Genomic DNA, 12,512 nt, shown 5'->3' on the forward strand with positions numbered 1-12,512 from the left:
TTTATTTTCCCTCCTTTAAATTACCTATCAATGTATCTTTATGCAGCTTGTATGCATGTTGAGTCCTCTTATCCCAGAATCCAAAACTCTTATAATGCAGATAGAAACTATGCTTTAAATTTTTTAGAATCTCTCTTGAATCTGTCATGGCTGCACCTCCCATTCCCCGTTTTGCAATATCTCTGCCACTTGGTTGTCGTCAAAACAAAAACTGAGATTATGAAGCATGCAATTCAACAAATTAAAACCCTTGAAATAACTTTCTACTCCTTCATCAAAAATTACATGATGTTCCACTTTAACTTTTGTGCCTGAGTTTTTCTTTACAGCTTCCAGTATTTCGTCAAAATTGTTCATACTTTTTTCCTCCTTATATTTTTAATTGAATGCCTGTCCAACATCTGCCTATACCAAATGCTGCTTTTTCAAATCCTAGTAGCTCAACTTCCTTACCAAACTTAACTTTGGTTAAAGGCTTTACCCCTTCTGTTTTACACCATTTCATATAGGTTTCATGAAGCTCTGCTATTTTGACTTTGCCGGTTTTCTCGCATTGGTTGTCCACAAATTCCTTTACAGCCATATCACATTGAATACCAGTAGTTTCAAAAACCTCTTCTGGAATATCAATACCGAAGTTCTGCATCAATTTAGTAGCAACATTATTCCTGTAACTTTGTGTAGTCTTGGCACATAAAGTTTTGACTGTCCTATTCACCTCTCTTAAGGCATCAATCTTCATTTTAGTTTCCCGAAGACTTAACCTTCGTTCCTGCAGCTTATGCTTTGCATTTTCAGCCATTTCCTTTGCCCTAAAATAAGTATTCACCAGCTGTCTTTGTATCTGCCAGGCTAAATCATCAGTAAAGGATTTTACTAGCATGAGATAACCGGATTCTGTAATTAATATTATTTTGCTTGCTTTTGAACTGATTCCGAAATCCGGAAGTCGTTTAATTATTTTTAGATCATTATTAGCAAGCTCAAAATAATCTAAATTTTCTTTAAAATGCTTCTGATTGTCCAAAAATCTTTTATTGGCTGTTCCACTTGGTCTTTCATGCACTGTATCAATGTCCTTAAAAGTAACTACACGCTGGTGTCTATATTCCTTTACTGCAATTTCTCTTTTTCCGATTATTAAAGATGCTGTGTTCTCCATGTTCTTCTCCCTTCTTACATATTTTGCCAAATAATCAGTTTACCAAGTAAGCTTACTTTTCATGTTCTCATCTATAGGCATTTCACTTAAAATCTCGGACTTGCATCTATTAAGTAGTTCCAGTACCTGGCTAATCGTAAGTCCACTTTCTTTTAAATCTTTTCTCATTTTTCTCAACGTGCGATCCATCACAAGACCTCCTTTCTCCCACCCAAACAAATTCATGCTTGCTTGGGTGGCTTTAACTTATGCGCTTTGCTGCTCTTTCTCTATACTTTGCTTTTGCAAATAAATACCTTTAACGATTCCACTAACATAAATCTGATCGTCTCTGGATAGTTCTTGAAAATCTTTTATCATTTCAATTATTCTTTCTGTCTTAGTATTTTTCATATAATCTCCTCCTTTGACTTTAAACATAAACGTTTTTGCTGTTTAAAATCATTATAATAGTTTTTAAACATATTATCAATACCTTTTTAAAAATTATAAAATGTTGTTTACAAACATTATAAAAAATGATACAATGTTTATAGTTAATTAGGAGGTATTATTTGAAATGAACGATAGACTAAAAAAAATAAGAAAAGAACTCGATTTGACCCAAGAAGAGTTCGCCAGTAAAATAGATTTAACCAGGTCTGGACTTGCAAGTATTGAATATGGCAATGTAACTTTAACCGAAAGAAATATAAAAAAGATTTGCAGACAATTTAATGTAAACGAAAATTGGTTAAGAACCGGAGATGGTAAAATGTTTAATACAAAGGAAGAAGATAAAGAGCTTCTTGACTTTGTTATAAATATACTTGCCGAAAAAGATGAATTTATTAGGAATACATTTTTGACACTTGCAAGACTGGATGAAAAGGAATGGGATGTAATAAAGAAAATAATGAATGGTTTAAAAAATAAGTAGGAATGCTTCCTACTTATTTTTCATTGTAAAAACTTTTCAATAAAATGTAAAATTAATTCCAGTTTTGTTCCGTCCTCACATTTCTCAATCATCTTAATAATTTTCTTTTTCATAATTAATTCCCCCTTACCAATTTATAATTAATAACTTTTTAATTATTATATATTGTGTGTCAGAAAAATTTTTTCAATATTATTCCTTATTTATTCCACACACATCCCCCTTAATATTTCTTGTATATCTTTTCCACTTCAATTATAACCCCGTTTGTGTTAACATGCTGTTGCGTATTCGACAAATAGAAAACTTTTTTTGTCAAATATTGCTGTAGTTTTTTATATAATTTTCAGTTATATATTATATAATTTAATATGATATAGAATTAAGGAGTGATCTGTATGGAACTAATAATAAGATACTATAGGATAAGACAAGGATTGACAGTAAAGCAACTCGCAAATTCAACAGGATATACCCCCGGATATATAAATATGCTTGAAAACAATAGCAGGAATCCCAGTTTGGGAACTTTGGAAATAATAGGAAGTCACCTGGAGATTTGCCCTAAATTTTTAATCGTAAATTGTCTAAGTATAAGATGTGATACCTGTTGTTATAATCCTAAAAATAGATTTTTGTTTTTAGAATAACATGAATAAAATTGCAAATATACTATCTTTTAAAAAAATATTAGATAGTATATTTGCAATAACTTATTTTCAATTTCCTTTGTGCTAATATATCCATGATTCATATTTTAGGAGATATAGCATGAGTATAGATTTAAGGAAATGTATTGGAGATAAAATATATAATCTACGTATGGAACTTGAATTAAGTCAGGAAGATTTTGTTGCAAGACTCACCCCTAGCTTTTCCAGGGGAAATTTAAGCAATATCGAAAAGGGATTGACTATACCTAGTTCGGAGTTTGTAAAGGCCGTCTGTGAAGCCTTTAACATATCTTCCGATTGGCTTTTAGATATAAACAGCACTATAAATATAACTTTAAAAGAAAAGCAGCTCTTAAATATCTATAATAAACTAGATTTAGAAATACGCCAAAACATATTGAACTTAATGGAATCTATTGTTAAACAAAATAGTTAATCTAGTCTTTTATCATTACCTTTTGTAATAACAAGCTGTTAATTATAACCTTTTATCCTTTAATATTATAAATTATAATATTTTTAGAGAATTGTTTTTTAAAATATAAATTATAGTATTAGAGGTGAATTTCATGAACAATTCTACAGCGTCAAAGTCAGATGATTTACAACACGAACTAGAACAATATAGCCAATCTTTAATAAAAGCTAAAAGAAATGCAAAAATATTTGGGATCTTAGAATTCATTTTTCTTATTCCTGGGTTTATGAATCCGGTACTAGCTATTTTCGTTTTCATCTTTGCTATACTTTTCTTTTCTAACTATATTAAATCAAAAAAAATCACCAAAATAATTAATTCACTGAATAATAATACAAACAAAACTATTGTTTCAACCAATAAAGAAAATATCATACCTAAAAATCTTTCAAATAATATAAATAAACCAGATGATATTTATTTAAAAAAGCTTACTGGTAAAAACAAAAGTATTAATAAATCTCAAGGTGTATTTGACAATTTTGTAGTTGTTGACCTAGAAACTACGGGGTTAGAACCAACAAGAGATTATATCATTGAAATAGCTGCAGCCAAATATGAAAATAATGAAATTATAGATACATATACTACATTGGTAAATCCTGAAGTTTTTATTCCTCCAAACATAACTAATATAAATCATATTGATAATGATATGGTAAAGGATTGTCCTGAAATAAAAGAAGTTCTTCCTGGTTTTATGAACTTTATTGGACAGTTACCCTTAGTAGCACATAATGCTCCTTTTGACATAAAATTTTTAAATGCCAATCTTGCACTTTTGGGCTTGTATTTAAATAATCCTATAATCGACACATTGCCTATTAGTCGAAAACTATTTTCTGAAATAGAAAACCATAAATTAGGCACAATAAAGGAATATTTAAATATAGACGTTCAAGATAGCCATAGAGCCTTACCAGATTGTTACGTTTGTGGCCAGATATATCTAGAATACTCCACTAAAGAAAAAAATAAAAAAGCACTTGCTAATATCAAACTTCATTCTGACATAGGGTTAAATAAAGAAGAATGTTATTCCATTGTAAAAGAAATACTAAAAAAACATAATAAAGACCTCACGTATGTACGGTACGGCTTTACTAGCAATTATTTTGATATAAGAGCATTTTATAACTTTCTAAGGTTAAAGCTAAAAGGCAAAAAGTATTATGCTCTTCTAGACAATTCACTTGCAGAAATTAATAGCATGATTCCTGATTTAACTTTAAAGTATGAAGTCGCTCCAAAATCTGAATCAAATAAAATAAGAATACTTATTAATTCACCAGAAGATTTATATATTCTTGAACCTATAATCATACAAGCATTTGATAAGTGCATAGATTCTATGGAATATTACAGGAACAACGTGTCAGTGGCTGAGAAAAATATAGCTGAATATCTAAATACATAGATAGTTCTTTGTGTGCTCTCTTTACATAAATAGAAAATAGTATAAAGAGGGCATCATTCTTCATCTTCTTCATAATTCATATGGTTTAATAACATCTTCTCTAAATCTCCAAAATTATAATCTCTCTGTTTGAAATTTTCAGATGTATTTTGCTTTCTATTCGCTGGCACTTTCTGTTTATTTTTTTTGTCTTGTCTGTATTTTTCTACTGCAGCTCTAATCTTTTCAGGGGTATCATTTTTATTTTTTATATGAGTCTCTATTACTGTTCTAAAACCAGCGAAACTTTTTATTCCACTCTCTGCACATACTTCCAGTATCGTCATTATGTATTCTTTTGAATATTCTTGACAATACTTTATAAACTTAGGTTTAGTAGTCTTTTTTAAATCACAAATATTTTCTTCAAATTCTTTTATCAAAGAATTTACTACTACTACTAGATCAGTACTTGGTAAATTAGTACTTATTATATTTACGGGTTTTCCAGATACGGAAATGCCGGAAGTGGATTCTTCCATATACGGATTTTCCGGAAGTGGATTTATTTTTTTGCTTTTTATAGTTTTGGCCCTTTTTAGTGCAGCTATCTCATTTTTTATTTTTTGTTCTTTAAAGACTTCTTTTGCTTCAAGTTGAGGAGTTTCATACAAAACCTCTTCCCATTCAGTTATTATATTTTTTTCATTTTTAACTGGTCTTTTTATCATGTAACCATTTTCTCTTAACTCCCTCAATCCTGCATAAACAGAATCCCTGCCATCCTTTGATTTTTTAATTAGATCACTGACTTGACATTTCCAATTATCGGGTTTGCTTAAAAGATATGCTAAGATTCCTTTTGCTTTAAAACTTAGGTTACAATCATTTAATCCTGTATTATTTATAGTTGAATAATTTTCATTTTTTTGTACTCTGATTGTTGCCATGTAAAAAACCCCCTAAAATTTCAGAATGTCCCCTAAAATCAAGAAAGTTATTTTTTTACATATAACTATAATATTTTTGTAATAGAATATTGACTATCATCAACGAATATCCTATAATTATAAACATAGAATAGATATATAGAAGGTTAACCTTCTTGTGTTTTAGAAGTGCAGCAATCTCACGTCGGCAAACAGAGGATTGCTGCAATTACTTTTTTGTTTTTATATATAAATTCGATTTAAATACTTGGTTATGTTAATAATATTATATTAATTTAGTATAATTTGCAAGGGCAATTGAATATAAAACCAACTGAATAATATATTGATATTTTAGAAAAATTTAGTATAATATAACTAAGTTCACACAAACCTAAGTCTTTATAACTCTAGCAAATCCCCATGCCACTTATGATAGTATGGGGATCTGTTTTTAGTTTTTGATGTTAAGTTGTTCTTTCAATGCAGCTTGTAGTACCTGCGAAAAATTGATTTTCTTTTTTTCTGCTTGATATTTTAACCACTGTGGCATGGTCACTGTGGTATTTACTGTTTTATTATTCATTTTGGCACGTATTAATGCCATATCTGCCTCTACAGGGACTATAAAATTCCCTTTTTTTGTTTCGATTTTTTCTGGTGGTGTTGGCTCTGGAATTTCTTCATTGTCGTCTTCCATATTCCATAGAAACAATTCCAGTGCTTCTTTTGCCATTGTAAGAGCTTCTGTTAAAGAATCACCCTCGGTTATACATCCAGGTAAATCTGGAAAGCTTACAGTATAACCACCATCCTCATAAGCTTCAAACAATGCAGGATACATATATTTATCCATAATTTCCTCCTTACAAATAATATTTTATATAATCTTATAGTGGTGCAGGGTGTTTATTTCAGCCCTGCATCTTTAAGTATTTTGTTAAGTGTTCCTGGTTTTAAATCTTTATTGTGGTAAGGTACTTGGATTTTACCCTTTTTAGTTGGATGAACAAAATGTTTGTGTGAACCTTCTTGGTTTTTTTGAATCCATCCATCTTTTTTTAAGATTTTAATTAATTCTTTTGGTGTCATCTCCCTTCCTCCTTACAATTATATTATAACAAGTGTTGACACACGTGTCAAGTGATATGTGATAAATATTTTAAAATATGTAATAATTTTTTATATTTACATATGATATACACAAGACAATGTATAATTATATGAATCTGCATCATACGCATGGCGTAACTTCATTTAATATGGTATTTTTATACAGTATATAAGAATGTTTTGTATAAGATATTGAAAACAGGATACGGAGAGAATGTAATGGGTATATGTGGAATAAAAAATGGAATATAAATATCCTATATATGCTATAATAAAATATAATACTTAAGGCAGGTGGATAAAATGAACAGAGAAGACCTGAAGGCGATAAAAGACTTACTTAAGGAAGAATTGGAACCTATAAAAGACCAATTAAATAAAAATACCATAATTCTTGAAGAAATGAGGACAGATATAAAAACTATCGCTGAAGTACAAAAATCCCACATGGATCAAAATGAAAAAGCCCATATTGAGGTTGTTAAGCCTTTAAATGAAAAAGTGGATGTTATAGAGCTTGCAGTAAAGGATATTTCAAAGGATGCCAAAGAGCTTAAAGAAAAATTTGATAAAGTAGAGAAAGTGACTATTCAAAATACTTATGATGTTGCTTATTTAAAAACAATAAAATAGAAAACTTTTAGAAATGCACTTGCTTTATGGTGCATCTTAATTTTTATATAATTTTAATACAGATACATACATGTAATAAAAAATATGGCCAATAAGCATATAAAAAGATCTTCTGATTTACCTGTATAAATTAATTTAAAACCGTAGTATTCTTTCCTGAAGGGATAAAATAAAGGAACACCCATTTTAGTAAAGCTATCCAGGAGTAAATGTATGGAGTAATTAAGGCCCCATATCAACCCTACTTGATGGTTTAATAGGGTAATTATTATTGTGCTTATAAATAAGGCTGTGAGACTGTGTGTAGTGGTTCTATGTTTCATTCCTAGTATTATATCCCAATCAGGAATAACAGCCCCTAAAAGACCTATGAATGCAATTGGTTCACATTTCATCACTATAGGCAAAGTTGCAGCTATTCCCACCGCAACATGTGTTTTCTTTGTCATATTTTTCCTCCAAAAATATATTAAAAAAGGTATCTAATGGACTAGATACCTTGATACCATCTAAAGTATTGATTCGCCTTGGTTTGTGAGTTTTTAAATTTTCATGATACTTACAGTATTTTCTATATAACCTTATATTTCCACATCATCTATTTTTATATATTTTACTTCTTGCATACGCACACGACGCTCATGTTTGCAGACAATCCAGAATTCTATTTTTGCTTTGGTTTCTGCAAGCGTATTCAATACTTCTTTTATCTTGGTTTCTTTTGTCCGATTATATATATCAACCTCTAATATTATTATTCTTCCATCTTCCAAAATGAATATACAATCAACTTTATTATTTTTTACCTTATATTCCCTTTGCATAAATTTTATTTTATCTTTAAATGCTATGGCCACATTTGTAATTACTAAAGAATGAAAGGAAGGCAGCTTTTTTATATAATAAACCTTTTTACCTAGTATGGGATGAACTTGCACTTTGATAAATTTGTTATCTGAAAGTTTTTTAAGTCTTTTGGCCGCCATATCATAGCTTGGAAAAAACGCCTTTTGTATCTGCACTATGGTTGCACCAGTAACCTTTTCTATAAAACTAATTATTTCAATATCTCTATTGGTTAATTTCATTTAGAATACTCAATATATTGTTAACATCATTTTCGGGTTTAGGTGCGGTTTTCTTTGGTTTTTCAATAATTCTATGCTTTATATTTTCCATAACCATAGCATGATCTATTGTATAACTATATCCTTGTTGTTCTCTTAGTGTTCTGCAAATTAATTCTCTTTCCTGTAATTTAGATGCTTTACCATTACCAAGGATTACTATTGCTGCAGGTTCATCTGCTATCTTAAGACTTACCCTGGTACATAATTGTGCTTTTATATCAGAAGGTATGCTATCATTGGTTGGCTTTTGAAGTGCAGTAACTAGAAATACTCCACTGGATCTTCCCACGTTAACTATAGTTTTGATGTGTTTTAAACATTGTGCTTTTAATTGCTTCTCTGCCTTGCTGTCACCTCTAGATGTATTTAGAAAACTAAATTCCTCTATTACCACATAAATATATTTTAATTTATTATAAGCTACATTATTATAATCTTCTATATTGTAATAGCCTTTAATATTATCGATTAATTTTTCTCTCCTCCTGCATTCAATATCTATTTTTTTTAAGCTCTCCAGAACTTCCTCTAATGTTTTGGAGTTAACTTTAACTTGTGAACAATTCTGGAATACACCAAGATCATTTTTTCTAACCTGTAATAAATATAGCTCCACATTAGAACAGTATTTTATGAGGTTAGTTAAAATTAATAAAAGTATTCTGGATTTTCCGGTACCAGTATCCCCTCCAATAAGCATATGAGGAAACTTATTCATATCTACAATTATGGGTTCCATTAATCCATCTGCGATTAAAAGTTTATTGGCCGGCAATTTAAGGGAAGCATAATCCTTAAATTTAAATTCCTTTACACAGTACATATGAACTATATTCCCCTCACTTTTTAGTTGTATGGACTTATACCCTAGCCCCTCTTTAAATATGTCTATATCGCCCTCTAATTGCTTAAATGTATAGGAATAAGGTAACTCCACAATAATTTCATGTCCGTATTCTGTGCGCTTAATAGAGTGTATTTTTAATGTCTTATCTAATTTATTAGTAAATTGACTTTTGGAAAAGGTAATTTGTTTCCATTTTCTTCTTATTTTTAGTTTATCCGTATTTTTATATGTGTAACCGATACAACCTAATATCAATGCTTCTGTAATCATTTTTTTACCTTCTCAGGAAAAATTGCATGGCTTACAACAAACAGTCCTACCAGGGTAGTAAACTGTGTATAGGTGTCGGTAAAAATATTTTTTATAAATGTTACAACTAATTTATCTATTACAAATAGATCCATTGTCTTTCTCCTTTTTTAAATAATTAATATAAAACTCTATGGCATCCTTGATGAAATCACTTTTTTCTTCAAGGGAATTTACGTAGGTATATAATTTTACATCCCTGGTTGTTTTTTTGAAACTTACTACCTGTCTTAACAATATTTGCACTTCCTTTTTACTTTATGTACTAACAATATATGCAAGAGGTGCGCAAAGGTTACACAATATTTTAATATGAAACATTGATCAATAAAAAAAGCAACTATTCCATCAAATAGTTGCTTTTATATATATTAATACCATCCTGCTAATTTCTTATTCTAGCAGTCATGCCATTCTCAAGCATTATATTATTTCCATCGTAATTATAAAAGTAATAGCCTTCATTTTCGCCATGTGTATATTCTACACTTCCATATTCTACACGACCAACGCACCATTCACCATCAACCAATACTTCAATAGAGCTTCCACTGGTAAATTGATGATTTGCAAATACTAAGTCAAATCTACCATTTTTATTTTTATGCAATGTACCTTCTATTGTTGGCTTGTTATAATAATTTATAGTTTTAATACAATCATCTAAATGTTCAACGAATTTCTCTATTTCACCATAACATTTTATATTTTCAAATCCTTCTCGTTTATAGTTCCCCAAAATTGCCTCTGCTTTATTACGTAAACTTTCTGTTTTATCCCTGAATTCTAAAAAGTCTGAATCCATTAATCTTCATCCTTTCACAATTTTTATATTTTACATATTATCAAATTGTCCTAATGCATCTAATGCATCTTTATCAAAATCCGTTTTAATGTCTTCTGTTTTTGTTGTAGGAGCATACTTTTGTATAAGCCTTATTATTTCTTCTTTTTGTTGTTCGGTGAATTTATATCCCTTTTCTTTATCTTCTTTTATAAGTTTTTTCACATAATTTGAAAAGTCACCTTTTTTTTCTGCAAACTCCAATAAATCTTTTTCAGAATCCTTAAAACTAACTGATTTAACTCTACTAGCTGCCATTTTATCATCCCCTATTTAGTAGCAAATTTCATCTGTCCCATAAGTTCAAAAGCATTTGCATTTACGAATTGTGCATCATCACATAATATGGCATTTTTAAATTTTTGTTTTATTCTATCGTAGAGCTCCACTCCACCTCCACCTATTACGAATATATTGTCCATACTGTTATAGTTAAAATCACGTTTAATATTATTAAGTATTACATTGGTATGTTCCTCAATATCATCATTCAATATTTCTAAATCTATCCTTCCAAATTTATTAGATGTTATATATCCTTTTTTCAATTTATCATAAAGTTCATAGTCCATAAATTTACATTCATATTCACTGTTTAGCTTCTGGGCTAGTTTAGAATACAATACTAACATTCCAAGATTATATGTTGCCATATTTGTCAACCTTAACCCATGAAAAGCGCTTACATCAACAGTGCCGCCACCTATATCTACAACTAATGAATCATCCGACTTTACATCTTTAGAATTAACAAATACGACCCCTGCACTTTGAGGATATATTTCAGCGCCTACTATATTTATCTGGAAGTTATGTTTATTTAGTTTTACCTTTTTATTTCCATATCCTAAAAGTTTTTCTTTAAAATCAGATTTTTGCTTACTATAATACGATACAGGCAAACCTGCAACTATATTGCAATCTATTAATTTATTTTCTGGAAAGCTTTTAGCTATAGCTGTGAATGTACAAATTTCTGTTACTATGGAATCAATTTTATTACTATCTGCTACATATTCTCCATTTGGAGCACCTACAACATAATCCTGACCGTCTATATTAGTTTGTATAGTATCTGCATTTATATCTATATCTTTACCTTTTCTTACTGTACTAGAGAACATAACTCCTTCACTAGTCTTGGTAAAATGATATCCGTTATCTAATCCTAGAATCACCATATTAATCCCCCTCCACTTTGTATTAAATTTAATATTTTGTATTAATTACATTTTAATAAATTTAATACGAAATGTCAATACATTTTTTCCAATTTAAGTAAAATATTCTACAACTAATAATAAAATCCTTTTTAGTTTACAAAAATAAATGTAATTTAAAAGGATTTTTAAAATTTATATAGAATTTATTATTGTGACAAGTGTCACAAGGAGGAATTATAATATGGATAGAAAAGAATTTGATAATTTAGGCGTAGAAGAACAGATTAAATATATAAATAAAGAATTGGTAAGTGGATACACGCTAACAAAAGTATGTGGTCTTATAGGCGTAGGGAGGAGTACTATAAGAGACAGAGCTAAAAAGTTAGGATATTTTTATAATACTAAATTTAATCAATATGTTTGTGGCAAAAATGAGACAAAAGTAACTAATGTTAATGACAATAGTAAGACTTTAGTCGCATGTGATAGAGATGATAGTTTAAACAATATGGAGGTTGATAAATCTATTATTTTTAATAAGAACATAATGAAAAATTTAATAGGGCTTTCCGAAAATTATGATAAAATTATGGATTTTATAAAATGGTTTGAAAATGACAAAGGTAAGACAAATGTCATAGAGGTTACAGAGGGTATAAAGATAGATTTGCCAGAAGAGACTGATAAGGAATTCAGAAAGACAATACGGGTGAATGATGTTGTTTGGGAACTATTTTCTGAATTCTGCGATAAACATAAAGAATTTAAACAAAAGGATTTACATAGTCAGGCTCTTTTGGAATATATCAAAAAGTATAGTTAGTTGTTTATATTTAAGTTTAGTAACCATAATATTTGTTATGGTTACTTTTATATTGTCAACTTAATAAGATCTTATGACTATACAGGAAA

Annotated in this window: 21 protein-coding genes; 6 read left to right on the forward strand and 15 right to left on the reverse strand. The window is 29.4% G+C overall.

The window, feature by feature from the left end; all coding sequences use genetic code 11:
- Position 1: 1 nt before the first annotated feature.
- The 5 genes from CKL_RS21095 to CKL_RS21105 are packed head-to-tail and all read right to left on the reverse strand — an operon-like array spanning position 2 to position 1,555.
- Positions 2-148 (reverse strand): hypothetical protein, encoded by a 147-nt coding sequence (locus CKL_RS21095; RefSeq protein ID WP_011930373.1) that lies wholly within the window; start codon positions 146-148, stop codon positions 2-4.
- Positions 145-357 (reverse strand): hypothetical protein, encoded by a 213-nt coding sequence (locus CKL_RS19285; protein WP_011930374.1) that lies wholly within the window; start codon positions 355-357, stop codon positions 145-147. Before CKL_RS19285 ends, CKL_RS21095 begins: the two co-directional genes overlap by 4 nt.
- A 13-nt stretch (positions 358-370) precedes the next feature.
- Positions 371-1,162, reverse strand: coding sequence for an ORF6N domain-containing protein (locus tag CKL_RS19290; protein ID WP_011930375.1), 792 nt, complete (start codon positions 1,160-1,162; stop codon positions 371-373).
- 39 nt (positions 1,163-1,201) lie between these two features.
- A complete protein-coding gene (locus tag CKL_RS21100) occupies positions 1,202-1,351 on the reverse strand; it encodes a hypothetical protein (RefSeq protein WP_155814050.1) in 150 nt (49 codons plus the stop codon).
- Between the two features lie 57 nt (positions 1,352-1,408).
- Complete coding sequence (locus tag CKL_RS21105; RefSeq protein WP_011930376.1) at positions 1,409-1,555, reverse strand: hypothetical protein; 147 nt, start codon at positions 1,553-1,555, stop codon at positions 1,409-1,411.
- A 166-nt stretch (positions 1,556-1,721) separates the two neighbouring features.
- On the opposite strand from CKL_RS21105, the gene CKL_RS19295 reads away from it, so the two are divergent.
- The 4 genes from CKL_RS19295 to CKL_RS19310 all read left to right on the forward strand — a co-directional run bounded on the left by CKL_RS19295 (position 1,722) and on the right by CKL_RS19310 (position 4,650).
- Positions 1,722-2,081 (forward strand): helix-turn-helix domain-containing protein, encoded by a 360-nt coding sequence (locus tag CKL_RS19295; RefSeq protein WP_011930377.1) that lies wholly within the window; start codon positions 1,722-1,724, stop codon positions 2,079-2,081.
- 398 nt (positions 2,082-2,479) lie between these two features.
- Positions 2,480-2,731, forward strand: a complete 252-nt coding sequence (locus CKL_RS19300) for a helix-turn-helix domain-containing protein (RefSeq protein WP_011930378.1) — start codon at positions 2,480-2,482, stop codon at positions 2,729-2,731.
- A gap of 121 nt (positions 2,732-2,852) precedes the next feature.
- Complete coding sequence (locus CKL_RS19305; RefSeq protein WP_011930379.1) at positions 2,853-3,191, forward strand: helix-turn-helix domain-containing protein; 339 nt, start codon at positions 2,853-2,855, stop codon at positions 3,189-3,191.
- A gap of 133 nt (positions 3,192-3,324) precedes the next feature.
- Positions 3,325-4,650 carry a 3'-5' exonuclease gene (locus CKL_RS19310; protein WP_011930380.1) on the forward strand — a complete coding sequence of 442 codons (1,326 nt, stop codon included), beginning with the start codon at positions 3,325-3,327 and terminating at the stop codon, positions 4,648-4,650.
- 53 nt (positions 4,651-4,703) lie between these two features.
- Here the strand turns inward: CKL_RS19310 and CKL_RS19315 are convergent, their stop codons facing one another.
- From CKL_RS19315 to CKL_RS19325, 3 genes are all read right to left on the reverse strand, one after another.
- Entirely contained in the window at positions 4,704-5,579 is an 876-nt protein-coding gene (locus CKL_RS19315; RefSeq protein WP_011930381.1) for a helix-turn-helix domain-containing protein, read from the reverse strand.
- 433 nt (positions 5,580-6,012) lie between these two features.
- On the reverse strand, positions 6,013-6,414 hold the full coding sequence (locus tag CKL_RS19320) for a type II toxin-antitoxin system HicB family antitoxin (RefSeq protein ID WP_011930382.1): 402 nt from the start codon (positions 6,412-6,414) through the stop codon (positions 6,013-6,015).
- Positions 6,415-6,467: 53 nt separating this feature from the next.
- Positions 6,468-6,650, reverse strand: a complete 183-nt coding sequence (locus tag CKL_RS19325; RefSeq protein ID WP_011930383.1) for a type II toxin-antitoxin system HicA family toxin — start codon at positions 6,648-6,650, stop codon at positions 6,468-6,470.
- Positions 6,651-6,974: 324 nt separating this feature from the next.
- Here CKL_RS19325 and CKL_RS19330 point away from each other — a divergent pair, with 324 nt between their 5' ends.
- A complete protein-coding gene (locus CKL_RS19330; protein ID WP_011930384.1) occupies positions 6,975-7,304 on the forward strand; it encodes a hypothetical protein in 330 nt (109 codons plus the stop codon).
- A 53-nt stretch (positions 7,305-7,357) separates the two neighbouring features.
- Here CKL_RS19330 and CKL_RS19335 read toward each other — a convergent pair whose 3' ends face one another.
- From CKL_RS19335 to CKL_RS19360, 7 genes are all read right to left on the reverse strand, one after another.
- Positions 7,358-7,753: a metal-dependent hydrolase gene (locus CKL_RS19335; protein WP_011930385.1), complete on the reverse strand. Its 396-nt coding sequence runs from the start codon at positions 7,751-7,753 to the stop codon at positions 7,358-7,360.
- 132 nt (positions 7,754-7,885) lie between these two features.
- Entirely contained in the window at positions 7,886-8,392 is a 507-nt protein-coding gene (locus CKL_RS19340) for a hypothetical protein (protein ID WP_012620006.1), read from the reverse strand.
- A complete protein-coding gene (locus tag CKL_RS19345) occupies positions 8,376-9,551 on the reverse strand; it encodes an FtsK/SpoIIIE domain-containing protein (protein ID WP_011930387.1) in 1,176 nt (391 codons plus the stop codon). The genes CKL_RS19340 and CKL_RS19345 overlap by 17 nt, the downstream gene beginning before the upstream one ends.
- A complete protein-coding gene (locus tag CKL_RS21110; protein WP_155814049.1) occupies positions 9,548-9,685 on the reverse strand; it encodes a hypothetical protein in 138 nt (45 codons plus the stop codon). Before CKL_RS21110 ends, CKL_RS19345 begins: the two co-directional genes overlap by 4 nt.
- Positions 9,686-9,975: 290 nt before the next feature.
- Entirely contained in the window at positions 9,976-10,395 is a 420-nt protein-coding gene (locus CKL_RS19350) for a DUF5348 domain-containing protein (protein WP_011930388.1), read from the reverse strand.
- Positions 10,396-10,425: 30 nt separating this feature from the next.
- A complete protein-coding gene (locus CKL_RS19355) occupies positions 10,426-10,692 on the reverse strand; it encodes a hypothetical protein (protein ID WP_011930389.1) in 267 nt (88 codons plus the stop codon).
- 11 nt (positions 10,693-10,703) lie between these two features.
- Positions 10,704-11,615: a ParM/StbA family protein gene (locus CKL_RS19360; RefSeq protein WP_011930390.1), complete on the reverse strand. Its 912-nt coding sequence runs from the start codon at positions 11,613-11,615 to the stop codon at positions 10,704-10,706.
- Positions 11,616-11,838: 223 nt separating this feature from the next.
- On the opposite strand from CKL_RS19360, the gene CKL_RS19365 reads away from it, so the two are divergent.
- Complete coding sequence (locus tag CKL_RS19365; protein WP_011930391.1) at positions 11,839-12,423, forward strand: hypothetical protein; 585 nt, start codon at positions 11,839-11,841, stop codon at positions 12,421-12,423.
- Positions 12,424-12,512: the final 89 nt, after the last annotated feature.

Origin of the sequence: Clostridium kluyveri DSM 555, from assembly GCF_000016505.1 — a bacterium.
Taxonomy (GTDB): domain Bacteria; phylum Bacillota; class Clostridia; order Clostridiales; family Clostridiaceae; genus Clostridium_B; species Clostridium_B kluyveri.